Raw genomic sequence first — 25652 nt, 5'->3', positions numbered from 1 at the left:
CGCACGACAGGAGACTTAAAAAAGTTTGTTCAAGGCGACGTCGACTAGCTAGCTGGAAACAGCTCCCTCCCCTGCGTGCAGGGGAGGGCTGGGGTGGGGTGATGCGAGCGAAGCTCGCTTCCAGCTACGCCGGAACAAGCGTCTTAACATGGTGGAACCTCTCGCGAGGTTGCTTCACCCCACCCCAACCCTCCCCTACTACACGTAGGGGAGGGGGCTGATCTGGCAAGCTGGAAGTTTCCCCGGACAGCAGTAGGCCTTCGCCGGAATGACGGTGAGGTACTACGAAACTTACCAGGACAGCAGTGGGATTCGCTCTGAAGCGATATTAACGCCAGAACATCCGGCCCAGAGACCGGCGACGCTTGAACGACGAGTAGTCCGCATAAGCAACACTCGCTGGCAAGGTCAACGCAACCGTAGTGCCTTGCGGATTCGTACCGCGGATGACCAACTGGCCGCCAAGTTTCGACGCACGTTCGCGCATGCCGGCTACGCCCCAATGCCCCTCCTTTTGCCGCTGCTGGATTTTCTGTTCGGTGATGCCAAGGCCATTGTCGGTGACGTCCACGATCAACGCGTCGGGTTTGTAGTAAACGGACACACGCACCCATTCGGCTTCGGCATGCTTGAAAGCGTTGATGATGCTTTCCCTGGCGATAGCCATCGTCTCCTCACCGACTTTGGGATCGATGGGGCGTGGTTCCCCGTCGATGCGCAGGGAGAAATGCGTACTTGAATGCATGGCGGCATCGTGCCCCATGATCTCCAGTTCTTCCCGCAGGTCCGCGCGCCCCGCTTCTTTTTGCCGAAGCGCGTTGATGGCATCGCGCCCTTCGATCAGCACGCTGCGCATTTTTTCTTCGATCTTGCTTATCCGGGTTCGTTGCGCATCCGGCAAATCGCGGCTGTTGGAGAGTATCCCGACTTGCAACAGCATGCCTTGCATGCCTTGCAGCAAAGTGTCATGCAGATCGCGTGCGATGCGTTCGCGTTCGGAGACGCGCTCTTCCATCAGCAAGCGGTAGCGCCGTTCGATAAATTGCAGGCGCAGCATGTAGAGCAGCCACAGCACCAGCACGGCAGCGCAAGCCATCAATACCTTGAACCACAGCGTCTGGTAGAACGCGGGCATGATCGTGAAATTCAAGGTCGCGGGTTGCCGGCTGGCTACGCCGTCTTCGTTCACGGCGAAAACCTCGAAGTGATAGCTGCCGGGCTGCATATTGGTATAGAACGCCTCGCGCCGGCCGCCGTCATCCTGCCAGTCGCTGTCCACCCCTTTGAGGCGATAGCGGAAATGCACACGTTCCGGCATGGACAGCGCAGGTGCCGTATAGGTGATATGGATACCGTGCGTCATCGGCGGTAATGAAGGCACCGAGGAGGCCGGCCAGCTGGCACGGCCTGCCTCCAGCGCACCGATCATGACGTCGGGTGCAAGGGTATTGCGCCGGATATGTGCCGGATCGATCCAGGAAAGATGCTGCTTGGTCGTTACCCAGATGCGTCCGTCCGCGCTTTCGATCATGGTCGGGCCGGGGCGAATGGGAACGGCAACCCCATCGATGCCATCCGCTTGCGTGAAGAGCTCGTAGCTGGGCGCATAGTTTGGTTGCTTGAGCCATTTGGCGATTTCGTCGGCGCTTATCCGATAAACGCCATCCGGCCCGTTGAGCCATAGTTCGCCGGTTGGCGTTTCGACGACGCCCGATGCGCCTGGAAAGTGGTTATCGCTTTTGCCTAGCAGGCTGATGAAGTTGCCTGACGGAGATAGATAGGCAAGGCCATGATCACCGGTGGCCCAGACATGCGTGCCGCGCACGGCGATGGCGAGGATGTTGCCAATATTCAAGCCATCGGCCGTGGTGTAGAGCTTGACGTGGTCATGATCGACGACAGCGATGCGGTTATTGGGATAAGTCAGCCAGATGCGGCCGGACTCATCGGCAAGCACACGAATCGCCGGTCCTTTCGGCAGCCCTTTCAGTCCGCCATTGGGCGTCCACGTTCCGTTGGACAGCCTGAAGACACCGACTTTGAGGAAGGATATCCATACGTCGCCCGCCGCATCTTCCGCGATACCTTGGCAGGCCTGCACGGCTTGCTCGCCGTGGTCCTCGATCATGGTGCCGGACGGCGGGGGAATGTGGCCGACGTGTGTACCGTCGTAGGTTTCGATATCCGTTCTTCCCGGCATCCAGACGACGCCCCGGCTGTCTACCGTCGAGCAGTCCGCACCGAGCCCGAAGCCGTCGGTGCGGACGGGTTGCTGGTCGCCCTTGATGTACAGCGCGACTTCGCGCGCGCTGCCTACCCATACGCCGCCGTGTGCATCGGCGGCGACGGTGATATTGATCACGCCGTTCGGAAACGGCTCTGCAAAGTGGATCGGTGTGAATTTACCGATTGAAAAGCGGTCGATGCCGCTTTCCGTCGTGACCCACACGTTGGATTCGCGATCCATGAAGTAACCGAACACGAACTGGCCGGTCAAACCGTCACGCCGATCAAAATGCTCCTCGGAAGAGGGCGAGCTGCCGCCGTCGTTCCAGCGCATGCGCGCGATGCCTTCCTGGTCTCCGCGGGTCACCCACAGTGCGCCGGATGGATCGCGAAGGCTTGCCCAATAAGGGTTGTTCTTGCTCCATGTGACGCCAGGTGGAAATCCAATCAGTTCATGCTTGGCTTGCAAAAAATCGACGGGATGGAATTGGTTGTCGTGCTGGTCGAGTAGGTAGGCGCTATCGTCATCGAAGAGATAGATCTGGCCGTTTAGAGTTCCAAACCATTGCGGGTGATGGCCGGGATAGCCTTGCGATGGGCCTGCCGTTTTCCAGTGCGAGCCTGCTTGCCTGAGAACGCCGCGCGTCGTGGCAATCCAGAGCACTTTGTCCGCCGCCCGCGCAAAGCCTATGACGCTGCCGCTGGGCAGCTCCGAAGCGGGAATGTTCGACACCTTGCCGTCGTGCAGTACGCCGGCGCCGCCGAAGGTATAGCCGATCCACAAGTCACCATTCGGCTCCGCATAGAGGGAATAAATATTGGTGGTGGGCAGCTGGCGGGTCACGCTTCCGTCGAAGTGCACGCCGTCAAATCGGTACAGGCCGTTCTGGCTTGCAAACCATAAAAAGCCGTCCGCTGTCTGGGCGATGGCCGTGCCACCGGCGGGGGCGCCATCCCGCGATAGATACGCCCGATGCTGGAGCTGGCTCAGCTGCAGTCGATAAGGCGTTTGCGACGACAGCGGAACGATCACATGTGATGGTTCGGCTGGCCACGCTGCGTACGGGAAGCAAAGAAAGACCAGGAGAAGGTAGGCGAGATGCTGGCTTTGACAGCTAAATCGTGTGGCCAATGAAAGGGCCTTGTTGCCGATCACATGTGCATCCGTGGGGTTATCCCGAGAGACGCGATTCTATATAAGCCCAAAGCGGTATGGACATCCATGCTGCAAATTGAACAGAACTGCCAGCGCTCAAGACGATTTACTACCCTTTTGGGGGGCGAACATCGCTGCCATGCCCGATAGAGTGAGAAACCACTGGGCCAATGACCACGGTGTGCCCCATGAACGTCAGAGCTGCAGTCATTCAAGCGCCCCGAAAAGCAGAAATCGCCTATGCCATCGCGTGGGGATTCGCTGCCGTGTTTTATTTTCTGGAATACGCGTCGCGTTCCGCGCCGGCCGTGATGATTCCCGAACTGGTACAGGCATTCGGCGTCACGGCGCTTGGTGTCAGCACCATTCTCGGCGTGTATTACTACACCTATTCCACGACCAGTTTGGTGGCAGGCGTGCTGCTGGATCGTTTTGGGGCGCGCTATGTGGTACCGATGGGCATGGCGCTGCTTGCCATCGGCTGCCTGCTTTTTGCCGTTCCTCAGGCTTCAGTGGGAAGCTTCGGGCGTCTCTTGCAAGGCGCGGGTTCGGCATTCGCTTTTACGGGCGCCGTGTATCTTGCCGCGCACGGATTCTCTGCCAAGAGCCTGGCAACGGCGATCGGGTTCACCCAGTGCTTCGGCATGCTGGGGGGCACCATGGGGCAAATCGCGGTAGGTCCGCTTATTCATGGTGCCATCAACATCCATCAATTCTGGGTGGGAATGGGGATCGTGGTGTTGCTGGTCGCGGTGGGCTTGATGCTCATGACGCCACGCGAACAGCATGCGGCCCAAACCGGCGAAAAACGCAGTTTCCTCGCGCCTTATAAGGTCGTATTGAGCAATCCGCAGTCATATCTGTGTGGCATTGTGTCGGGTTTACTCTTTGCGCCCACCACCATTGGCGACATGGTGTGGGGTGTTCGCCTGTTCCAGGAAGACCGGCTATTCAGTTACCACGATGCGGTCTTCGCCATCTCGATGGTGCCCTTTGGCTGGGTGTTTGGCTGCCCGTTGTTCGGTTGGATGGCCGATGCGTTGCATCGCAGGAAATTGGCGCTGATCATCGGCATAAGCCTGATGCTTGCGTGTGCCTTGCAGCTGACATTTGTTCCCGGTGCGCTGCCGAGCTGGTTCACGCTGCTTGTTTTCGGTATTGCGTCCGGTGCGGCGATGATTCCTTACACGATCATCAAGGAAGTGAATCCGGACAATGTGAAAGGCAGCGCCACGGGTGCGATCAACTTCGTCACCTTCAGCGTGACGGCGTTGCTTGGCCCGGTCTTTTCCAAACATATCGGGAAAACGATCGGCACACCCATCACCAACCCTGAGCTCCACTTTTTCCACTCCGCCTTGTTCTGGGTTGCGGTGATCGCATTGGCCTTGCTGGTGTCCTTTGCATTGCGCGAGACGGGGAAGCGGCCGTGAAGGTCGCGGGGAAATCCGTATGCCTCTCTATACGCTAGTGACGCAGAAGGGAACGCTTGATCAGGCAGCCAAGTCGCGCCTGGCAAAGCAATTGACCTTGTTTCACGCCGACTATGCCGGCGTGCCGCCGAACTGGGTGCATGTCGTGTTTCAGGATTTTCCGCCCGGCGATGGCTTTACGGCCGGGGAACCTGCGCCTGCCGCAGCACTGACGCTGCTGATTCGATCCGGACGATCAGCCGACTACAAAAGGGGTTTATTACTTCAGTTATGGAACATGTTTCAGACGGCGACCGGGGCGCCCGACGATCAGATCGTTATAGGGATACAAGAGGTTTCTCCCAGCCAGGCGATGGAGATGGGACAAATCATGCCTGAGGTTGCAGAGTAGGAATTGAGCGAGCGTCACGATGGATTTGGGAATTAGAGGAAAAACGGCCCTGGTTTGCGGGGCCAGCCAGGGACTTGGCCGTGCCTGTGCCGATGCACTGGCCGCCGAAGGCGTCAACCTGGTTTTGCTGGCACGCACTCCGTCAACACTCGAAAAAGCTGCCGATGACATACGCGAGCGTTACGGCGCGAGCGTGGTGACGGTGTCTTGCGACATCACGACGGTGCAAGGCCGCCGCGATGCGGTAGCTGCATGCGACAAACCGGACATCCTGATCACCAATTCGGGTGGCCCGCCTACCGGAGATTTCCGCGGTTTTTCGCTGGATGATTGGAGAAAGGCCGTCAACGACAGCATGCTGGCGCCGCTGGAGCTTATCCGCATGACGGTGGATGGCATGATGACGCGCGGTTTCGGCCGCATCATCAACATCACCAGTTGGGCGGTGAAGGCGCCTTTGGATGGGTATAGCCTTTCAACCGGGCCGCGGCTTGGATTGACCGGTTTTTCCGGCAATGTGGCACGCAGCGTTGCCGCGGGCAACGTTACCGTCAATAACCTGCTTCCTGGCGTATTCGATACCGAGCGCACCAAGTCGTTGCTCGGTGCGCAGGCCAGGCAGCTTGGCATCACGGTAAAAGAGCTGGTCAAACGGCAGGGGCAAACCATTCCTGCGAACCGGTTGGGGAATCCTGCGGAATTTGGCGCGGCGTGCGCTTTTCTTTGCAGTGCGTATGCCGGCTATATCACCGGGCAGAATCTGCTGATGGATGGTGGGCGTTATCCTGGGATTTTCTGATTGGCGATAGGACATTGCGTGCCACTCGCGCCGAGATCCTTCACCGTCATTCCGGCGAACGCCGGAATCCAGTTCAAATATGTTGTGCGAAGCACTCAACATAAAAGATGTCGTGTCCTTCGGACGCCTATTTAGACTGGATTCCGGCTTTCGCCGGAATGACGACTGGGCAAGACGATAGCTTGCGGTGAAAACAAGCCTCAACCAGTTACTCGCCCATCTACACATTCATTTTTAACCTGCGCGTGCCCACGGACCCAAGGCAACACAGGGTGCTAACCTTGCCTTGCAACCCGATCCACCTCCGATGGGGGAACGTCGGTATCAGCTAGCCCATGATTCCAAGCTGAGGGCATATGTTCGCGATTCACGGAAGATGGTTGGCGCTTATCTTGCTGCCGCTGTGTTTGACGTGGCCGCGTTCGGCTATCTGCAGCGAACCCACGGCCGACAGCATCCAGCACATGAACCATCGCACCTGGATGGTCGTAAACGGCGCGCCGGCGGATAACTGGGACATCAAGCAGGACGGCAAAGGCTTCATCTGGCTCGCCACCAGTACCGGGTTGTTTCGCTTCGATGGCGTGCAGTTCCAGCGCTACGTGCCTGCGGCAGGACAGTCCTTCCTATCCACCGACATGACTGCGCTTCGCATCGTATCCGATGACGACTTCTGGGTCGGTACGTCCGACGGTGTGATCAGCCATATCAAAGCCGGGCATGTTGTCAGTTACCCCATCAGCAACACGGCAAAGGAAGGCCCCGTGTATGCCTTTGCAGTGACACCCGATGGTGCCATGTGGGTTGTGGCGGGGCGGGCATTGCTTCGTTACAGCGATGGCAAGCTGGCGAAGGTCGGCGTCGATTGGGATTTCCCGCCGGATATGCAGGCCATGTGGATGCTCGTGGACAAGGAGGGCACGGCGTGGTTGGCGACCGATCGGGAGCTGCTGTTTTTGCGCAAGGGCTCTCACCGGTTCGAGCACACCGGCATCTCCACCGGTTTGTATTCGGTGCTGGCCTTGTCTCCGGATGGAACGTTGTGGGTGTCCGACGGTGTGCACGGTACGCGCGCGTTGCCTGGCCTTTCAGCCGGACATGTTCCCAGTCAATTGTTGAAACCCTTGCCGGCCACGCACTTTGCGCAAAGCATGCGCTTGGTTTTTGATAAAAGCGGTGCGCTTTGGGGAACGCTCTCCTATCGCAGCGGTATGCAAGGCATTTTCCGCGTGGCAAATCCATCGCAGTTCGCCGATGGTCAGCCGTTACGTCCTGAACAGGTAACGGACAGGTATTCCACCGAGCAAGGGTTCACCTCGATTGTGACGGTGCCCATGCTTGTCGATCGCGAAGGCGACGTATGGGTCGGCACCGATTTTGGCCTCAACCGGTTCCACACGAATAGCTTCAAGGCTGTTTCGCCTTTGCCTGGTGCATCGCCGGTGGAAACATGGTTGTCTCCCGACGATGCGGGAAACGTCCTGCTGCTGCAGGAGGGATGCCTATATCAAGTCTCCCATGCCGTGGCGTCGGAACTGACATGCGCGTTTCCAGCAAGTTCTTATCACATCATTAAAGCCGGTAACCGCTTCATAAGTGAAACGGCGGAGGGTTTCTACCAATGGAGCCCCCAAGCGGGAAGTTCGCCATTGAAGCTGCCAGGCAATCAGGCCTCATGGGATACGACGGCCGTTGGCAAGGATGCGCACGGCAATCTCTGGCTTGGTTTCAGCGGCAGCCTTTACGAGTTGGAGGGCGACGCTTGGCGAAAAGCCGAGATCGAAAACCCTCTCGGCCACAAGCAACCTACGGCGATTGCTTTTGATGCAGGCAATACGATGTGGCTGGGCTACCCCAACGGCCAGATCCTGCGTTGGAATGGCCATGCGGCTACCGTGTATACCGCGAGCGAGGGGTTGAGCATTGGCAACGTGGAGGCTATCGCCGCACAAAGCGGCAGCATCCTGGTGGGAGGCGATACCGGCGTTGCGCGTTGGAAGAACGGGCGTTTTCAATCGCTATCCATGGCTCGCCTGCCGGTGCTGAGCGCGGTGTCCGGCGTTGCCGAAACGAAGACGGGCGATCTTTGGTTGAACACCAGCGTCGGTGTCGTGCGTATTGAGGCAAGCGAAGCCGAACGCGCTTTCGACGATGCAGGGTATACGCCCAGCTACAGGTTATATGGCGGCGACGATGGCGTGCCGGGCATTGCCTTCCGGCAGCCGCTGGCTTCCACGATTACCACGGATGAACACGGCAGGCTGTGGTTTTTGACCAACCAGGGTGTGTGCTGGATTGACCCGTCGACCGTGCACGCCAATCCGGTTGCGCCGCAGACGGTGATCGAGTCGATAGTCGCGGAAGGACGGCCATTCCCCATCGATAGTCACCTGGCGCTTCCGCCGCATACCGCCACCATCAGTTTTCAATATACGGCAGCCAGTCTCAGAGCCCCGCAAAACGTGAAGTTCCGCTACAAGCTGAGCGGTGTCGATACACACTGGCAGGATGGCGGCGCGCAGCGGCAGGCCGTCTACGCGAACTTGAAACCGGGTGATTACGCATTTCAGGTAGAGGCGGCGAACAGCGATGGCGTGTGGAGCGAGCATCCGTCCATCTTGGCGTTTCAGATCGAGCGAACGTTCTATCAAACGCGGATTTTCCGGATACTGTCGATCATGGCGGCGATACTTTGTGTCGTTGCGCTCGCCCTCATGGAGCGCCGACGAATGCTGCGCGCACTTCGCGACCGGCTTGAGGTTCGTCATGCGGAGCGTGAGCGCATCGCGCGGGAGCTGCACGATACCTTGCTGCAGGGCGTGCAAGGCCTGACCTTGTGCATGCAGGCGTTTGCCGACCACATACCCAAGGGCGATCCGTTTCGTGCGAAGGTCGATCAGTCACTGGAACGCGCTTACGAACTGTTGGTGGATGGCCGTGATCGCGTGCGGGACTTGCGTACCCGCGATCATGCGGCGAAAGATCTCGCCGAGGCCTTTACGTCGCTTGCCGAAGATTTTGCGGAGGAGTGGCCGGCACGTTTCCAGATTGCCTGCACCGGTATCCAGCAAGGGATCATCCCGGTGATTCGCGAAGAGATTTACTTGATCGGCCGCGAAGCCTTGCTCAACGCATTTCAGCACGCCATGGCGACGCAGGTCGACGTGGCGATTGCCTACGACGTCAAGCAGCTGCGCGTGTGCATTCGTGACGATGGCGTTGGCATCGATCCACAGATATTGGATGCAGGACACCGGCCGGGGCACTGGGGATTGGTCGGCATGCGCGAGCGCGCGGGCGCTATCGGTGGCCGGCTGCTGATCAGGGCAAGCGCCGGAGCGGGTACGGAGATTGAACTTGTCGTGCCAGCGGGCATTGCCTATGCGCATCCGCGGCAGTCCCGATGGATGTGGTTCAAGCAGCGGCTGCCTTCATCCTGGCGTGTATTTCCTGATGCTGTTCAGCCGAGCCCGAAATATCCCATGCCGTGAGCCGGTGTGAAGAGCTGGGTGGCGAGAGGGCTGAAATCGACAAGTGGGGTCATAGACGTCCAATAAGTGGAAATTGGGCGTGGGGTAGGGTTTGGCTATCGGCGGGCTTAGCGCGCGTTGCTATATCCATAAGCATGGATATCCACACATTTCACAGTAACGTCTGTTTACACCTCACCGTCATTCCGGCGAAAGCCGGAATCCAGTACAAACATGCTGTGCGAAGCACTCGACATTAAAAGCGCCGTGTCCTTCGGACGCATATTTAGACTGGATTCCGGCTTTCGCCGGAATGACGGCAAGGCAAGATTTCAGTGCGCGGAGACGTGTAGATATCTATGATCCAATGAGAGGGTCCTGCCTTGGCCAGAAAGCTGCTCTCCCCAGACCCCTCACTGATCGGCCAATTCCCCGGTCATCCGCAAAGCGATGCCGTTCCTGCCTCCATGCTTCATGGAACGCCCGACACGCTCAAGCACGATCTCATCGCGCTGCTCGGTAAGGACCAAGTGCTGCACCGGGCAATCGATCTGGTCAGGTATGCATCCGATGCCAGCCCATATCGATTGATTCCTCGTGTTGTAGTGCTGCCAAGGACCACTGAAGATATCGCCAAGATTTTTGCCTACTGCCGCACGCACGGGAGGCACGCCACGTTTCGCGCCGCAGGGACCAGCTTGAACGGGCAATCACTCTCCGATGACATCCTGATCGATGTACGCCGCCATTGGTACGGTGCGAAAGTAGAAGACGGTGGTCGGCACGTGACGGCACGTTCCGGAATGATTCTCGCGCACGTCAACGCCATGCTGGCACGGCATGGGCGGCGGCTTGGGCCGGACCCGGCAAGCTCGCATGCGTGCACCATTGCCGGCGTGATCGGCAACAATGCCGGTGGCATGCGCTGCACGGTCGAGCGCGACGCCTACCACACTGTGAAAGCGCTGAAGTTCGTGACGCCTTCCGGTGCCTTTATCGATACATCGGCGCCCGATGCCGAACGCGCTTTTGCGGCGGCAGAGCCACAACTGGCTGCGGGCTTGCTGGAGCTTCGGCAAGAACTCTTGGCCGACCAGGCTTTGGCCGATCGCGTGCGCCGCAAATACAGTATTCGCAATACGCATGGCTACCGGCTTTGCGCGCTGCTGGATGGCGAAACGCCACTGCAAATCTTCCGGCGCTTGATCGTCGGGTCCGAGGGAACCTTGGCGTTTATCGCCGAGGCGACCATCGAAACGATTGCTGCGCCGAACGTCACCAGCGTCGCTTGGATTCCGGTGCCGACGATCGACGAAGCGGTTGCGCTTGTGCCCGGTTTAGTAGCCATCGGCGCAACCGCTGTCGAGTTGATGATTGCACCGGCACTCACCGCAGCGGGCCAGGCGTTTGCACACACGCCTTCCTATTGGCGAACGCTTGATCCCAAGGCGGCTGCACTTCTGGTAGAGCTTGGCGCGCAAGACGAAACATCATTGGAGGCAACGCAGTACGCGGTGATCGAACATGTGGGGCACGCCAAGCTGGTTCACGAAGTTGAATTCACCAGCGTTGAGGAGGCCATCGAACTTGCGTGGCACGTGCGTGAAGGCCTGCTTGGATTGGTGGGAAAACAGCGGCCCGAGGGCTCGACGCTTATCACCGAAGATGTGTGCTTTCCGCCACAGCGCCTGGCCGAAGGCGCGCGCGACGTACAGGCGTTGCTGGCCAAGCATGGCTTCATTCCCGGTGTGGCCGGGCACGCGGCACACGGGAATCTGCACTTTACCTTGGTGGCGGACTTTACCGATCCGGAAGGGCGCAAGCGCTACGCAGCATTCATGGACGAACTGGTCGATCTGGTTATCAAGAAACACGATGGCTCGCTGAAGGCCGAACACGGAACCGGTTTGAACATGGCGCCTTTCGTCACGCCTGAGTGGGGCGAGAAGGCTACCGCCATGATGTGGCGCATCAAGCAACTTGCCGATCCGTATGAGATTCTCGCGCCCAACGTGATCCTGACGCATAACCCGAATCTTCATCTGGAAAACCTGAAATCGGTACCGCAAATCGAAGGCGTGACGGGTTCGTCGCAATGTATCGAATGTGGTTTTTGCGAACCGGTGTGCCCGAGCCGCAACGTGACGATGACGCCTCGTCAGCGGATTGTGCTGCGGCGGGAGATGGCACGTCAGGCGCCGGATTCGCCGGTGCTCACGCAATTGCAGAACGATTATCAATACGACGGCATCGAGACGTGTGCGGGCGATGGCATGTGCTCCATCCCTTGTCCGATCGGCATCAATACCGGTGCCTTGATCCGCGAATTCAGGGCGCTGGAACGCGGGCCTGGCTCGGAGAAAGTCGCGCTTAGCCTGGCCAAGCATTGGAAATCAATCGAAAGTGTTGCTCGCGTGAGTCTGCACGGCGTACATGGATTTACGTCGATCTTTGGTGTGAAACCGCTGACCGCGTTGGCGGATGCTGCGAGAACTGTCGTCAGTCCGGACGTGCTGCCAACGGTTCCCGGACCGATGCCGCGCCCGGCACCTGCCTTGCCGCAGACAGATAAAGGCGGCGCAGCTGCTGTGTACTTTCCCGCGTGCATCAACCGTATTTTCGGCCGCGATCCGGCTTCAGCCGCGAGGCCTTCACTTCCGGAGGTGTTTGTCAGTCTCTCCGCGCGAGCCGGCAAACCTTTGTGGATACCGCCGGATGTCGGCGGCTTCTGCTGTTCGACGCCGTGGAAGTCCAAAGCCTATCGCCAAGGGCATCACTACATGGCGCAGGCCATCGCAGAGGCTTTCTGGCGGTGGAGCGGGGAAGGGAGCTTGTCCATCGTTGTTGATGCCGCGTCGTGCACCCTCGGTTTGCTGGAGGATATCGGCACGCAACTCGATGGTGATCTGAAAGATCGGTATGCACGCTTGACGATCATCGACTCGATCGCCTGGTGCCGCGAGCTTTTGCCGAAACTCACCATAACTCATACGTTGCCGCGGATTGCCATCCATCCCAGCTGCTCGATCACCCACCTGGGTCTGGCCGGCGCGCTCAAGGAGATCGCCAGCCATCTGGCCGAAGACGTCGTGGTACCCATCGGTACGACGTGCTGCGGCACGGCCGGTGATCGAGGCCTGTTGCACCCCGAACTGGTCATGTCGGCCACGCGGGAAATCAAAGCCGTGCTGGATGCCCATCCCGCAGATGCTTACCTGTCGGCAAACCGAACCTGCGAAATGGGGCTGCGGCAGGCGACCGGGCGGCCGTATGAATCATTCCTTTTTCTGTTGGAAGAGTTGAGTCGTACCAGCGCCTGAAGATTTGCGCCGGATAGTTTGCATAAAGCGCTCTCAAGGGCAGTTACCTTCTCTTGGAAGGGTGAATGAGGGGCGCTGCCATGTTCAAAATGCCGAATCTTCCAACGCTACTCAGCTTCAATGCCGGTTATGTCGATTCGGCCGGGTTTCTGGCCTTGCACGGCCTCTTTACGACTCACGTAACCGGCAACTTCGTGACGCTTGGTGCTGCATTCGTGTATGGATCGAGCGGTACGGTGGCGAAACTCCTGGCGCTTCCTGTCTTTTGCATCGTTATCGTTTTCGCACGTCTGCTGCATTACAAGCTGGTGGCGCTTGGTAGGCCGGTGTTGCGAACACTATTTCTGCTGGAATTGGTTCTCCTGATCGTGGGCGCGTGGCTGGCGTGGGTGCTTGGACCTTTTCCCGATGCGGACAACACGGCAACGGTCGTCGTGGGCATGATCTTCGTCACTGCCATGGCACTGCAAAATGCCGTGCATCGTGTTCATCTTTCTTACGCGCCGCCGTCCACGATCATGACGGGAACTACGACGCAAATCATGCTCGATCTGGCGGACAAGCTGCATGGTGGCTTGAGCGAAGAGCAGGCATCGGCGCTCAATTCCCGGCTCGTTCGTTTTAGTGGGAACGTTGCCGTGTTCGCACTGGGATGCGGATGCGGTGCGTTGATGTTTGCCATCGTCAGCGTCAAGTGTTTCACGTTGCTGCCGATCGTCGCTGCCTTGGCTTACGTACACAACGAAGCAAAAACCGAATCATGACCGAGATATCACCACGAATTTTCTCAGGACGGTAGTTTCGTCCAATACGGTAGCTGTCTTTCGCGGCATGGTAGCGACATAACTCCCATCGAAGTTGTGTCATACCTTCAAGCAGGTGCCGCATGTCCGAAGTCCTCAACGAAAGCCAGCACAGCGCTGGCACCAGAGCCACCGTCGCCCGACTCTTTGTGCTGGAAATCAATGCCGGGCGCATTCATTGCATGAATGCGGATGGTTCCGATCGCAAGACCATCGTCACGGATTGCCGCATGCCCGACGGCATCGTCGTCGATATTGATGCCGGTCACATCTACTGGACCAACATGGGCGTTCCCAACCTCAACGACGGATCGATCGAGCGCGCCGACATCGACGGGAAAAACCGCAAGATGATCGTTGCGCAGGGAGACACCCACACGCCGAAGCAGATCATTCTCGATAAGCCAAACGGCAAGCTCTATTGGTGCGACCGAGAAGGCACGCGTGTCATGCGCTGCAATCTGGACGGATCGCAGTTGGAGACGCTCATCGAGGCCGGACGCGGTGAAACCGATAGCAGGGATAAAACCAAGTGGTGCGTCGGCCTGACGATCGATGCGGAACGCGGGCATATCTATTGGTCGCAAAAAGGTCCTGACAAAGCCGGGCTCGGCCGTATCTTCCGCGCCAATATCGAGATCCCTGCCGGAGAAACCGCAGCGGCCAGGTCGGATATCGAGATTTTTTTCGATAAATTGCCGGAGCCGATCGATCTTGAGCTCGACGAGAAAAACCGCGTCCTGTACTGGACCGACCGCGGCGACCCGCCGCGCGGCAACACGGTCAATCGCGCATCCATCGACCACAAACCGGCCGAGCCGGAGATCGTCGTTACCCATTTGATGGAAGGCATCGGCATCGCCCTGGACGTGGCTGGCGACCGCATGTTCGTAACCGATCTCGCGGGCTCGGTCTACACCGCGCGGCTCGGTGGATCCGAAGAGAAAAATTTCCTCTATGCCCAGGGCAACCTGACCGGCATCGCCTACGCCGAACTCCCGAAGGAGCAGTGACATGTCTCATAGCAAGCCTATTCGCCGGGTGGCGATCATCGGCACGGGAGTGATTGGCGCCAGCTGGGCCGCTCTTTTCCTGGCCAAGGGTCTGGACGTGGTGGCGACAGACGTCGCGCCGGATGCCGAGGCCGCATTGAAGCGTTTTATCGCAGCGGCTTGGCCTGCGTTGCAACGGCTTGGCCTTGCGCCTGATGCATCACAGAACAGGGTGTCGTTCACGGCGAACCTTGCGGACGCCATCAAGGATGCCGATCTGGTGCAGGAGAACGGGCCCGAGCGAATCGAGTTCAAGAAGACGCTCTATCGCCAACTGGATGAGCTGTTGCATCCCAGCGTCATCATTGCCTCAAGCTCATCGGGCTTGACCATGAGCGACATCCAGTCGGCGTGCGAAAAGCATCCCGAGCGCTGCGTCATCGCGCATCCCTTCAATCCGCCGCATCTGGTTCCGCTGGTCGAGATCGTCGGCGGGGCAAAGACATCGAAAGATACGATCGACCGCGTCGCCGAGTTTTATACAAGCCTGGGCAAGCGAACCGTCCGCTTGAACAAAGAAGTGCCAGGCCATGTAGCCAACCGTTTGCAGGCTGCGTTGGCGCGGGAGGTCTATCACCTGGTTGCCGATGGCGTCGTCAGCGTCGCCGATGTCGATACGGCGTTGTGCTGGGGGCCGGGTCTGCGCTGGGGCATCATGGGCCAGGTGCTGCTCAATCATCTTGGCGGTGGTCAAGGCGGCATCGAGCACTTCTTCCAGCAATTCACTGGGCCCATGACGGCGTGGTGGAAAGTGTTGGGCTCTCCCGAACTTACCCCGGACGTGCAGAAGAAACTGATCGACGGCCTGCATGCCGAGATCGGTTCGCGTTCCATCGACGAACTTGCGTCGGAGCGCGATGAGGTGCTGCTCGGGCTGCTTGAGCTGCGTAACAAGGTAGAGAAATCGAGCCAGCTCAAATCGGCGGCGCCGGTCGCTTGAGGCTGGGTGCTTCTATCCGGATCGATTGTACGTTTTTACTTTTTCCGGCTTTCAAACCGAAGTCATCGGAGCCCCAATGTCCACAGCAGCAACCGCAGCAAGCAAAAGCGGCGAACCGAAGCCCATACCTGTACCGAACGGCGACTTCTATCTGCTGGTCGAGCTTCTCACCGAAGAAGAGAGGGCCGTCGTCAAAAAAGTGCGGACATACATGGAAACCAAAGTCCGGCCGATCATCAACAAGTATTGGTCGGATGATGCGTTTCCGTTCGAACTGCTGCCTTCGTTCAAGGAGCTTGGCATCGGCGGACTTGGCTACGAAGGTTATGGCTGCGCGGGCGGCAGCCAGAAGTTGTTCGGCTACGTCGCGATGGAACTGGCGCGCACTGATGCATCGATGTGCACGTTCTTCGGCGTGCACAGCGGCTTGGCGATGGGCTCGATTTATCTCGATGGATCGGAAGAGCAGAAACAGAAGTGGCTGCCACCCATGGCGCGGTTCGAGAAAATTGGCTGCTTCGGGTTGACCGAACCACTGGTCGGTTCGGGAACGGCCGGCGGCCTGACCACGACGGCGAAGCGCGACGGCGACAACTGGATTCTCAATGGCCAGAAGCGATGGATCGGTAACTCGCCATGGTGCGACATATCGATCATCTGGGCGCGGGACGTGGCTGACAACCAGGTCAAAGGTTTCATCATCGAGAACAAAACCACGCCGGGTTTCAGCGTGGAGAAGATGGAACACAAGATCGCGCTGAAGGTGGTCCAGAACGGCCAGATCACCTTGACCGATGTGCGTGTGCCGGAGGCGAATCGCCTGCAAGGCGGCAATTCGTTCCGCGACACCGCGCGTGTGCTGCGGATGACGCGGTACATGGTGGGTTGGGCTTCCACCGGCATCCAGATGGGCGCGTTCGAGGCAACGCTCAAATACACCCAGGAGCGATCGCAGTTCGGCAAGCCGATCGCTTCGTTCCAGATGGTGCAGGACATGCTTGCGAAGATGCTCGCCAACGTAACGGCGTGCCAGTGCTTGATGCTGCGACTTGCGCAACTCGATGACGAGGGCAAGCTCAGCGATCACCAGGCGGCGCTTGCGAAAGCATTCTGCACGGCCAAATCGCGCGAAACCGTCGCGTGGGGACGCGAGCTGCTGGGCGGCAACGGCATTCTTGCCGACTACGATGTCGGCCGTTTCTTCGCCGATGCCGAAGCGCTCTATTCCTATGAAGGTACGTATCAGATGCAGAACCTGATCATTGGTAAAGCCATCACCGGCCACGGCGCGTTTGTCTGACGCGCGTGGCGCCGACCAGCCACAGAATCCAAGGAGACGAAAATGCCTGAGATCATGACCGAGCGCTTCGAGAACATTCTTCGAATCCAGTTCAACCGACCGGAAAAGAAGAATGCGATGACGTTCAACATGTACTCGACCATCGCCGATCTGCTCAATGCCGCTGCCAAGGACGACGAAACGCGGGTTGTGCTTCTGCACGGCGTTGGCGATGCATTCTGCGCGGGCAATGATCTTGAGGATTTTCTCCACCATCCGCTGAAGGGGGATGACAGCCCGCAGGGTCGCTTCGTCGCTGCGCTGATCGAGTTCGGCAAGCCGCTTATCGCGGCGGTGCATGGCGTCGCCATTGGTGGGGGCACAACCATGCTCACGCACTTCGACTTCGTGTATGCGGCCGAGCACACGCGGTTTCAGATGCCTTTCGTGAATCTCGCCCTGGTGCCGGAACTGGGAACGAGCTATTGGCTTCCCGCGCAGATCGGCTATCTCGCCGCTGCGGAATTGGTGCTGTTGGCACAGCCGTTCGATGCACGCCGCGCTGCGGAGCTGGGGTTCGTCACGCGCGTCGTGGCCGAGGCAGATCTCATGGCAACAGCGCTGGACACGGCACACAAACTGACACGGCAACCGGCCGGCGCGGTATGTGCGAGCAAGCAGTTGATGAGACGTAGCTTGAGCGCGCACATGGCGGCTGCTGCGGAACTTGAGTTCCAGGAGTACGCGTCGCGTTTGCAGTCGGCTGATACCAAGGAAGCCCTCATGGCATTCCTCGAAAAGCGCAAGCCCGACTTCACAAAGTCCAAAGCTGCAGCGGGAGGATCCTTGCAATGACTGCCTTGACACTCGAACCTGCTTCAGCGACGGAGTTGAAGCTCGAGAACGTTCTGTATGAGAAAAAGGGTTCGATTGCCCACGTGACGGTTAATCGGCCCAAGGTGCTCAACGCGCTGAATACGTCGACATGGACCGATTTGCAGGCTGCATTCGAAGCCGCGAAAGCTGATGCTTCTGTACGCGGCGTGATCCTCACCGGCGCAGGTGACAAGGCTTTCATTGCCGGCGCCGACATCAGCGAACTCGCGCATTTAGGTGCCTATGAGGCGGAGGCATCCAGCCGGCTCGGGCAGCACGTGCTGGATCTCGTCGAAAATCTTGGCAAACCGGTGATCGCGGCGATCAACGGCTTTGCGCTAGGTGGCGGCTGCGAGACGGCCATGGCCTGCACGATGCGGATCGCCGTGGAGCACGCCAAATTCGGACAGCCTGAAGTAAAGCTGGGTTTGCTGCCTGGTGGCGGCGGAACGCAACGTTTGCCGCGCCTGGTAGGGAAGGGGCGTGCGTTGCAGCTGATTCTCACTGGCGAAACGATTTCTGCGCAGGAGGCCTATCGCATTGGCCTCGTCAATGAAGTCGTGGCTGCGGCAAGCCTGATGGAACGCGCCGAGACCATCCTCAAGCAAATCGCGGCCAATGCACCGATCGCGGTGAAGTTCTCCCTGGATGCCGTGAACAAGGGATTGGATATCAGCCAAAGCGAAGGTCTTGCGCTGGAAGCGGCCTACTTCGGCATTTGCGCCGCCACCGAAGACAAGCAGGAAGGCACCACTGCCTTTCTGGAGAAACGTGCGCCTCAGTTTCGGGGGCGGTGAAGTCGCCGCCGCACACTAATGATCGAGAAGGGACAGACATGGCAAGCGACAACATTTTTTCCGGGCTCAAAGTGGTGGATATGGCGAGCTTCATCGCAGGCCCCAGCGCCGCGGTGATCCTGTCCGACTTCGGCGCCGACGTGATCAAGGTGGAGCCGCCGAATGGCGACCTGTGGCGACATGCGAACAACATGCCACCGCAACCGGTTGCCGCGGATGCCTACCCCTGGCACCTGGCCAACCGAAACAAGCGGGGCATGGCGCTTGACCTGAAATCGCCGGGCGCTCGCCAGGTGATCGAGAAGCTCGTCAAATGGGCCGACGTTCTGATCGTGAATACACCGCACCCGGCACGCGCGCGACTCAAACTTGAATATGAAGACGTGGTGGGATGGAACCCGCGCCTGATCTACGCCGACCTTACGGGTTTCGGCGAGAAGGGGCCTGATGCAGATCTGCCGGGCTTTGACATCACCTCGTACTGGGCGCGCAGCGGATTGCTGTCGATGACGCGCGATGCCGGCGCGCCACCCACCTGGCCGGTGGCAGGCAGCGGTGACAATGCGACCGCAGTCGGGCTTTATGCCGCGATTGTAACGGCCCTGTATCGCCGCGAACGCACGGGTGAGGGCACTCGTGTCACGACCTCGCTGCTTGCGGAAGGTGTCTGGTCGGCAAGCGTTTCGATCCAGGCGGCACTGTGCGATGCGAAGTTTTTTGGTTTGCACGATCGCAAGAATCCTGCGAATGCGGCGATGAATGTCTATCGCGCCGCCGATGACACCTGGTTCGTTCTCATCGTCACACCCGACAAGCTGGAGGCCGTGGCCAAGGCGATCGGCCGGCCGGATCTTCTGACCGATCCGAGGTTTGCCGATCCCGCCAAGTTGATGGCGAATATGCCGCAGCTCACCGCCATCCTGGACGGCGTTTTCGAGTCGCAGCCGATGGAGCACTGGTACAAGGTTTTCAGTGGCGTCCATGTGACGTTCGGTGCCGTGCGCTCTCCGCAAGAGGTGATCGATGATCCGCAGCTGCGCGCCAATGACATCATCGTTCCGCTCGAAGGTGCCGGTGGCAAGCTGACGTCCACGATCAGCAGTCCGCTGCAGGTGCATGGTGTCGCCAAGGTTTCGGCCAAGCGTGCGCCGAAGATTGGTGAGCACAACGAGGAGATTCTTCGGCAGCTTGGATTCAGTGCGACTGAGATTGATGATTTGTGTGAGGGTGGTGCTATTCCGCGCGCGAAGGAGCATGTGGTTTAGCGCGGCTAAAAAACATCTCTTACCTTGTTTGCAAGTGGGTAGGTCAACCTTGCGGCAATGCCAATCATTGCCTCACCGTCATTCCGGCGAACGCCGGAATCCAGTTTAAATATGCGTCCGAAGGACACGACACCTTTTATGTTGAGTGCTCCGCACAGCATGTTCGTACTGGATTCCGGCGTTCGCCGGAATGACGGTGAGGTGTGATCAGGTGTCCAGCGAGGGTTGATCTCAGTTCTCTTTGCCATCCCGATCAGATAGCCCTTCGTTCCCGGTCGTGATGACAAAACGCTTCAGCGAGAAACCAAGCTGCTCAATAGCATCGCGTTGTGTCTGATGGGTGAGCTCATGCAAGGACGCCAGCAGACGCAGCGCAGTTTCCCGTCCTGGCGCGGTAAGCACCAGAATGATCTGCCTACGATCCCCTGACGACCGATGCCGACGGACAAAACCCCGAATGGTGAGTTCATCGATCAACTTCGTCAGATACGGCGAAGCGATGCGGGTGGCATATTTCAGATCCAACTGTTTGCAGCTGACCGTCCTCGATAGATGAACCAGCACGAGGCAGTGCATCAGTGTCAGATCGTTGGTTCCCGAGGCCAGGTGTGCGAGTTTCTCGATGGTGGAGGTTGCGCTCTTCAAGATGCGGCTGACCTCCGCCATTTTGTAGAGCGCGTCGACGTCCGTCATGTCGAACGTTTCTTGTCCTGTTGACGCCTCGCTTTTGTCCGCACGGTCAACATATTTGTTCACGACTCGACACTCCTGTGGACGGTCTAGGAACGTGGTGTTTGCGTGACCGCTACGGACCCGATTTCGGGATAAGTCGACTCCCAGCCGCCGCCCAGTGCCTTGTACAGCGAAACCAGAGTGGTGGAGATCTGCGTGGTGTTGTCGGTAAGGTCCTGCTGTGCGGCGAGCAGGCGGCGTTCCGCATCGAGCACCTGCAGGAACGAGCCCGTGCCGGCGGTGTATTGGGCTTGCGCCAAATGTAGTGCACGCTGGTTGTCCTGCACTTCTGCTTGCAGTTGATCGTGACGCTGCTGCTGTGAGGAATACTCGGTCAGCGCATTGTCGATGTCATGCCATGCAGAAAGTACGACGCGTTGGTAGTTGATGGCCGCTTCTTGTTGTTGTTCCTTGCGCAGATTGAGCGTCGCCTTCAGCCGGCCGCCTTCAAAGATGGGCAGGTTGATCGAGGGGCCAATGGAAAACTGGCGCGAGCCCCAGTTACCGAGCTGGCTGAACTGCAAGGCTTGCAGGCTGCCGCTGGCCGATAACGTGATGCTCGGATAGAAATCCGCCTTCGCAACGCCGATGTCTGCCGTGGCCTGATGCAGGTTTGCCTCGGCTTCGCGGATGTCTGGACGGCGGCGCGCCAAGTCTGAAGGAATGCCTACGGGCACGACCGGCGGCGTAGGCGGAACGGGCCTGCTTTCTTCGAGCTCGGCGCGCAAGGCACCGGGAGCCTGGCCAAGCAGGAAGCTCAAGCGATTGATGGTTTCGTCCTCCTGCTGTGCGAGCTGGGGCAGGATCGCGTTTTCCGCCGACACTTGCGAAGCGGCTTCCGTCACATCCAGTTCGGTGGCGAGGCCATGCGCCATGCGCTCGCGCGTGACGCGTTCGGCATCCTTGGCGGCGTTGAGATTGTCGAGCGTGATGGCGTAGTCAGTTTGTGTGCCGCGCAATTGAATGTAGTCGCGTGCGACTTCGGCCATGGTGGACATCAGAAGATCACGGCGTGCATCGGCTTGTGCATCCACCGATGCATCGGCGGCTTCCACTTCACGGCGCACCTTGCCCCACAGATCGAGCTCCCACGACGCATCGAAGCCCGCCTGGAAAAGATTGAAAGGCGCCGGGCCCGACGAGCCTTTGCTACCGGAGGGAAGGGCCACGACACCCGCGCCCGTTCCGTTGGCGGCCGTCGTTGCATTGGTCGATTGCGTCAGCGCACCGGCAATGCCCATCACGCCATTGGCGCTGGCACGCTGACGCACGGCACTCGCATTGCCTTCGACGGTGGGATATTGGTCGGCAGCGGTGATCGAACGTTCCGCGCGGCTTTCGGCAAGCCGCAGCGATGCCACCTTGAGATCCAGGTTGGCATCGGCGACGCGCTCTTCCAGCTTGACCAGTTCCGGATCATCGAACGAAGTCCACCAGGCCGTGTTGATCGGCGCGGGCGCCGTGTGGCTGGGAACGGTTGGTTTTGCCTGGCAGTCTGCCGCGCACCATGCGGTCGGCAGTTTCGCATCGGGGCGCGTGAAGTTCGGACCTACGGTGCATCCGGCCAGTAGTACGGCAGCGAGCGCAATGTGCAGCTTGATGATGTTCATGGCGTGTGTCCTCGACAATCCAAATGCTTTAGTGCATGGGTGCGGATGCATGACCGCCGTCTTTGACCGGCGACAAAAACATCGCCAGCGGGATCATGGCCGCGGCAAGTACGGCGAAGTACATGAAGGTATCGCCGTAGGCCAGGATGGCGGCCTGCTGTTTCAAGGTCTGAAACGCATAACCGATAGCTGTTTCGTGCAACGTGCTTGCAGCGCGTCCCAACGATCGCAGTGCCGCTTCGTTTTTTGCGACCAGTTCATTGAACGATTGATTGAAGGGAGTCAGCCATGTGGACAGATGCGCCTGGCTGGCCTGCGTACGCTCGGAGACAATGGCGGTCGAGACCGAGATGCCGACCGATCCGGAGACATTGCGGAACATGACGAACAGCGACGATGCATCCGCACCAAGCGACTTGGGCAGGCTGTGGTACGCCATGATGCTGATCGGTACGAACAGGAAGCCCAGTCCCGCGGTCTGCAGGCCGCGCATCGTGGTGAGCGTCGAAAAATCGATGGACGGTACCAACCTGTTGGAATACCAGAATGCCAACATCATGATTGCAAAACCCACGGCAATCAGATAACGCAGTTGCACCACTTTCATCAGCCGTCCAACCGGCGGAATCAGCAAGATGATCACGACACCGCCAGGTGCCAGCACGAGCCCGGCCAGCGTAGCGGTGTAACCGATCGTCGTCTGCGCAAATTGCGGAATGAGCACGGCTGCGCCGTAAAGGATGAAGCTCATGCCCATGATCAAGCCGCAACTGACGGCAAAATTGCGGTCCTTGAAGACCCGTAGATTCACCACGGGCTTCTTGGCGATCAACAACCACAGCACGGCACCGGCAATGCCGAGAACGGCCAGTATCGTCATGTGCACGATGAAGGGGGATTGAAACCAGCCTTCGTCCTCACCGCGATCCATCATCACTTGCATGCAGCCCAGGCCAAGCGTGATCAGCCCCAGGCCGATGTAATCCACGGAACGCTTCTGTTTGACGGCCCACGGCGGATCGTCCACCAGCGCTGCCACGGCGAGGCAAGCGAAAATGCCGACCGGAATATTGATGAAAAAGATCCAGCGCCACGACGCGTTATCAGTGATGAAGCCGCCGAGCACCGGGCCGAGTACCGGTGCCACCACGGTGGCAATCGCCGTGATGGCGAACGCCGCACCGCGTTTCTGCGGCTCGAAAGAATCCACCACGATCGCTTGCTGGTTGGGCTGCAAGCCGCCGCCGAAGAAACCTTGCAGCAAACGGAACACGATCAGTTGCGGCAGGCTCTGCGCCAATCCGCACAGCAACGAGCACACCGTAAACATGGCGATGCAAATCAGGAAGTAGCGCTTCCTGCCGATCACCGCACCGAGCCAGCCGGAAATGGTCAGCACAATCCCGTTGGCAACGAGATACGAGGTAAGCGTCCAGGTGGCATCGTCAGGGCTGCTCGAAAGGCTGCCGGCGATGTGCGGCAGCGCGACGTTGACGATGGTGGTGTCGAGAATCTCCATGAATGCGGCCAGCGTCACCACCACCGCAATCAGCCACGGATTGCCGCGCGGCTTCCATGCAACATCATGGATGTCGGAGGCGGTGCTCATTGCAGTTCTACCGTCGGTTCGACCGAGAGATTGAGCGGCAGCGGCTGCTTCGGATTCAGGCCGGAGTCGATCACGATCTTCACCGGCACGCGCTGCACGATCTTCACGAAATTGCCGGTGGCGTTTTCCGCGGGAAATGCGGTGAACTTGCCGCCCGAACCTTCCTGGATGCTATCGACGTGGCCTTTCAGCTTGAGGTTCGGATACGCATCAATCGTCATCGACACATGCTGCCCGGGGCGCATGTGCGCCAGCTGCGTTTCTTTGAAGTTGGCCGTGACCCAGACTTCCGGGCTGACAATGGCGAACAGTTGTTGGCCGACCTGGATGTAGTCACCTTTTTCGACACCGCGCTTGGTAACCCAACCATCTTGCGGTGCCACGACATCGCAATAGCCGACATTGAGCTTGGCTTGATCCAGATCGCCTTGGGCAAGCTTCACTTCGCCCTGCAGTTGCTCGACATGTGCCTGCGCGTCGTCAATGTTGAGATTGACCGGCTGGGCGATGCGCGCTTGCGCCTGTGCTTGTGCTACATCGCCTTCGGCCGCGTTGCGATTGGCGGTGGCGAAGTCGATGTCATGCGACGTGGTGGCTTCTTTGGGAATGTCGTGCTGGCGCAGGAACTCGGATTGCGCCTTGAACAGATTGGCGCGCTCCGTGGCGAGCGTGGCTTGCGCGGCGCTCAAGCGTTCGGGGTAAGTGATCTTTGCGAGTGCCAGGTCCGTTTGCGCGGCTGCCAGTTGCCCTTCGGCCGATTCCAGCGCGCCCTGCGCGTGATCACGCGTGGCGAGATAGTCCGTGCATTGAATGCGGACCAGCACCTGGCCCTGGTGGACGAACTCATTGTCGGTGACGTTGAGTTCGGCAACGTACCCGGCCACATGCGGGGCAATCGTGATGGCGCGGCCGTCGGTGTACGCATCGTCGGTGGAAACCTCGCGGCCCGACATGACAGCGTAGGCCACGCCGCTGACGACCACCAGCACAGCGGCGATCACACCCGCGGCGATCCGGGTTTTGCGGGGTAGAGCGCGGGGCTTTGCGCCTTCCTGTGTTTCGGTGTTGCTCATGACCAACTCCTCCAAGCGGGGGCTGGCGTGCGCCGATCGCAAGTCAGCCGCTATTTGTATGGCAGCGAACAATACGCTTGCTTAGTAAATAAGTCAAACGACATACAATTTGTAGGCGAAGTATTATTTATGCTACTGTTTTTACTGACTTAATCGTCCGCGAAGGCATTTGTCGCTTACCATACAGTCCGCTGCCGGATCGTTCCGGTGGGAGGTAACCCCTTGAAAGATCAAGATTCCAACGACCCGTCGAGCTTCCCGACCCCATACCTGCGCGAGGCCTATCTGCGGCGTTTTCCGGAGTCGGCTGCGCAACGGCTGGAAACGGTGTTCACGCTGAAGTCCGGTACCCAGCACATCACGAATGTCTTGAACAGTTGGCTGGAGGGCACCGCCGGTTCGCCTGCGCGGTTCCAGACGTTGGCACTGCTGTGGGGCGCGGGCGACCGCGCGGTACCGCATCAGGAAATCATTGCGGCGCTGCAGGTCAAACGCGCCACCGTGTCGGCCATGATGTTTGCGCTGGAACAGGAAGGCTTGGTGCAATCGGTCGGCGATCAACAAGACCGCCGCCGCATGCTCGCCACGCTTACGAAGAAGGGCAGGGAGATCTTTACGAGCGCGATGGATCTCAACGCGAGCCGTTTGCAAAAGGCGCTTGCCGATGTGTCACCGGACGAGCTTGTGTTGTTTCAACGTTTGTTGACGCGTATCAGGGATGGGTTTTTGAAAGTCGCTGATGAGGAAGCGAAGCGATAGGACCGCGCTCGCCGTGAAAAACAGTCTTGCTCCGACGTCATTCCGGCGAAGGCCAGAATCCA

18 protein-coding genes are annotated in these 25652 nt (G+C 59.0%); 13 read left to right on the top strand and 5 right to left on the bottom strand.

Annotated features, from left to right (window positions below; genetic code table 11):
• Window positions 1-328 precede the first annotated feature (328 nt).
• Entirely contained in the window at window positions 329-3259 is a 2931-nt protein-coding gene (locus IEX75_RS17055) for a sensor histidine kinase (RefSeq protein WP_188795983.1), read from the bottom strand.
• Window positions 3260-3570: 311 nt separating this feature from the next.
• Here IEX75_RS17055 and IEX75_RS17050 point away from each other — a divergent pair, with 311 nt between their 5' ends.
• The 12 genes from IEX75_RS17050 to IEX75_RS16995 all read left to right on the top strand — a co-directional run bounded on the left by IEX75_RS17050 (window position 3571) and on the right by IEX75_RS16995 (window position 19807).
• Window positions 3571-4815 (top strand): MFS transporter, encoded by a 1245-nt coding sequence (locus IEX75_RS17050; protein ID WP_188795981.1) that lies wholly within the window; start codon window positions 3571-3573, stop codon window positions 4813-4815.
• 19 nt (window positions 4816-4834) lie between these two features.
• Window positions 4835-5206, top strand: a complete 372-nt coding sequence (locus IEX75_RS17045) for a tautomerase family protein (RefSeq protein WP_188795979.1) — start codon at window positions 4835-4837, stop codon at window positions 5204-5206.
• Window positions 5207-5225: 19 nt separating this feature from the next.
• Window positions 5226-6005, top strand: coding sequence for an SDR family oxidoreductase (locus tag IEX75_RS17040; protein WP_188795977.1), 780 nt, complete (start codon window positions 5226-5228; stop codon window positions 6003-6005).
• Window positions 6006-6469: 464 nt separating this feature from the next.
• On the top strand, window positions 6470-9496 hold the full coding sequence (locus tag IEX75_RS17035) for a sensor histidine kinase (RefSeq protein WP_188795975.1): 3027 nt from the start codon (window positions 6470-6472) through the stop codon (window positions 9494-9496).
• 362 nt (window positions 9497-9858) lie between these two features.
• Window positions 9859-12795 (top strand): FAD-binding and (Fe-S)-binding domain-containing protein, encoded by a 2937-nt coding sequence (locus IEX75_RS17030; protein WP_229720920.1) that lies wholly within the window; start codon window positions 9859-9861, stop codon window positions 12793-12795.
• An 80-nt stretch (window positions 12796-12875) separates the two neighbouring features.
• Complete coding sequence (locus IEX75_RS17025; RefSeq protein ID WP_188795974.1) at window positions 12876-13559, top strand: YoaK family protein; 684 nt, start codon at window positions 12876-12878, stop codon at window positions 13557-13559.
• Window positions 13560-13681: 122 nt separating this feature from the next.
• Window positions 13682-14611, top strand: coding sequence for a 3-hydroxyacyl-CoA dehydrogenase (locus IEX75_RS17020; protein ID WP_188795972.1), 930 nt, complete (start codon window positions 13682-13684; stop codon window positions 14609-14611).
• 1 nt (window position 14612) lies between these two features.
• Window positions 14613-15590, top strand: a complete 978-nt coding sequence (locus IEX75_RS17015) for a 3-hydroxyacyl-CoA dehydrogenase NAD-binding domain-containing protein (protein WP_188795970.1) — start codon at window positions 14613-14615, stop codon at window positions 15588-15590.
• Between the two features lie 76 nt (window positions 15591-15666).
• Window positions 15667-16890 carry an acyl-CoA dehydrogenase family protein gene (locus tag IEX75_RS17010; RefSeq protein ID WP_188795968.1) on the top strand — a complete coding sequence of 408 codons (1224 nt, stop codon included), beginning with the start codon at window positions 15667-15669 and terminating at the stop codon, window positions 16888-16890.
• Between the two features lie 42 nt (window positions 16891-16932).
• The gene (locus IEX75_RS17005) at window positions 16933-17724 is read left to right on the top strand and encodes an enoyl-CoA hydratase-related protein (RefSeq protein ID WP_188795966.1); all 792 of its coding nucleotides are present in this window, start codon (window positions 16933-16935) and stop codon (window positions 17722-17724) included.
• Window positions 17721-18542: an enoyl-CoA hydratase-related protein gene (locus IEX75_RS17000; protein ID WP_188795964.1), complete on the top strand. Its 822-nt coding sequence runs from the start codon at window positions 17721-17723 to the stop codon at window positions 18540-18542. Before IEX75_RS17005 ends, IEX75_RS17000 begins: the two co-directional genes overlap by 4 nt.
• A gap of 38 nt (window positions 18543-18580) precedes the next feature.
• Window positions 18581-19807 (top strand): CaiB/BaiF CoA transferase family protein, encoded by a 1227-nt coding sequence (locus IEX75_RS16995; RefSeq protein ID WP_188795963.1) that lies wholly within the window; start codon window positions 18581-18583, stop codon window positions 19805-19807.
• Window positions 19808-20038: 231 nt separating this feature from the next.
• Here IEX75_RS16995 and IEX75_RS16990 read toward each other — a convergent pair whose 3' ends face one another.
• The 4 genes from IEX75_RS16990 to IEX75_RS16975 are packed head-to-tail and all read right to left on the bottom strand — an operon-like array spanning window position 20039 to window position 24831.
• Window positions 20039-20563, bottom strand: a complete 525-nt coding sequence (locus IEX75_RS16990; protein WP_188795962.1) for a MarR family winged helix-turn-helix transcriptional regulator — start codon at window positions 20561-20563, stop codon at window positions 20039-20041.
• Between the two features lie 23 nt (window positions 20564-20586).
• Entirely contained in the window at window positions 20587-22149 is a 1563-nt protein-coding gene (locus IEX75_RS16985) for an efflux transporter outer membrane subunit (RefSeq protein ID WP_188795961.1), read from the bottom strand.
• A gap of 28 nt (window positions 22150-22177) precedes the next feature.
• A complete protein-coding gene (locus IEX75_RS16980; protein ID WP_188795960.1) occupies window positions 22178-23758 on the bottom strand; it encodes a DHA2 family efflux MFS transporter permease subunit in 1581 nt (526 codons plus the stop codon).
• On the bottom strand, window positions 23755-24831 hold the full coding sequence (locus IEX75_RS16975; RefSeq protein ID WP_188795959.1) for an HlyD family secretion protein: 1077 nt from the start codon (window positions 24829-24831) through the stop codon (window positions 23755-23757). The genes IEX75_RS16980 and IEX75_RS16975 overlap by 4 nt, the downstream gene beginning before the upstream one ends.
• Window positions 24832-25053: 222 nt before the next feature.
• Between IEX75_RS16975 and IEX75_RS16970 the strand changes: the two genes are divergently transcribed.
• Window positions 25054-25590 (top strand): MarR family winged helix-turn-helix transcriptional regulator, encoded by a 537-nt coding sequence (locus IEX75_RS16970; RefSeq protein ID WP_188795958.1) that lies wholly within the window; start codon window positions 25054-25056, stop codon window positions 25588-25590.
• The last annotated feature ends 62 nt before the right edge of the window (window positions 25591-25652 follow it).

Origin of the sequence: Dyella nitratireducens (assembly GCF_014642835.1) — a bacterium.
Taxonomy (GTDB): domain Bacteria; phylum Pseudomonadota; class Gammaproteobacteria; order Xanthomonadales; family Rhodanobacteraceae; genus Dyella_B; species Dyella_B nitratireducens.
Note: the sequence above shows the minus strand (reverse complement) of the source record. Positions and strands in the feature narration are given on the sequence as shown.

Bases quoted from the DNA above. Each gene is read 5' to 3' on its own strand.
- IEX75_RS16995 (WP_188795963.1), top strand. From the start codon at position 18,581: ATGGCAAGCGACAACATTTTTTCCGGGCTCAAAGTGGTGGATATGGCG.
- IEX75_RS17025 (WP_188795974.1), top strand. From the start codon at position 12,876: ATGTTCAAAATGCCGAATCTTCCAACGCTACTCAGCTTCAATGCCGGT.
- IEX75_RS16985 (WP_188795961.1), bottom strand. From the start codon at position 22,149: ATGAACATCATCAAGCTGCACATTGCGCTCGCTGCCGTACTACTGGCC.
- IEX75_RS16975 (WP_188795959.1), bottom strand. From the start codon at position 24,831: ATGAGCAACACCGAAACACAGGAAGGCGCAAAGCCCCGCGCTCTACCC.
- IEX75_RS17005 (WP_188795966.1), top strand. From the start codon at position 16,933: ATGCCTGAGATCATGACCGAGCGCTTCGAGAACATTCTTCGAATCCAG.
- IEX75_RS17050 (WP_188795981.1), top strand. From the start codon at position 3,571: ATGAACGTCAGAGCTGCAGTCATTCAAGCGCCCCGAAAAGCAGAAATC.
- IEX75_RS17000 (WP_188795964.1), top strand. From the start codon at position 17,721: ATGACTGCCTTGACACTCGAACCTGCTTCAGCGACGGAGTTGAAGCTC.
- IEX75_RS17020 (WP_188795972.1), top strand. From the start codon at position 13,682: ATGTCCGAAGTCCTCAACGAAAGCCAGCACAGCGCTGGCACCAGAGCC.
- IEX75_RS17015 (WP_188795970.1), top strand. From the start codon at position 14,613: ATGTCTCATAGCAAGCCTATTCGCCGGGTGGCGATCATCGGCACGGGA.
- IEX75_RS17040 (WP_188795977.1), top strand. From the start codon at position 5,226: ATGGATTTGGGAATTAGAGGAAAAACGGCCCTGGTTTGCGGGGCCAGC.
- IEX75_RS17010 (WP_188795968.1), top strand. From the start codon at position 15,667: ATGTCCACAGCAGCAACCGCAGCAAGCAAAAGCGGCGAACCGAAGCCC.
- IEX75_RS17035 (WP_188795975.1), top strand. From the start codon at position 6,470: ATGAACCATCGCACCTGGATGGTCGTAAACGGCGCGCCGGCGGATAAC.
- IEX75_RS16980 (WP_188795960.1), bottom strand. From the start codon at position 23,758: ATGAGCACCGCCTCCGACATCCATGATGTTGCATGGAAGCCGCGCGGC.
- IEX75_RS17045 (WP_188795979.1), top strand. From the start codon at position 4,835: ATGCCTCTCTATACGCTAGTGACGCAGAAGGGAACGCTTGATCAGGCA.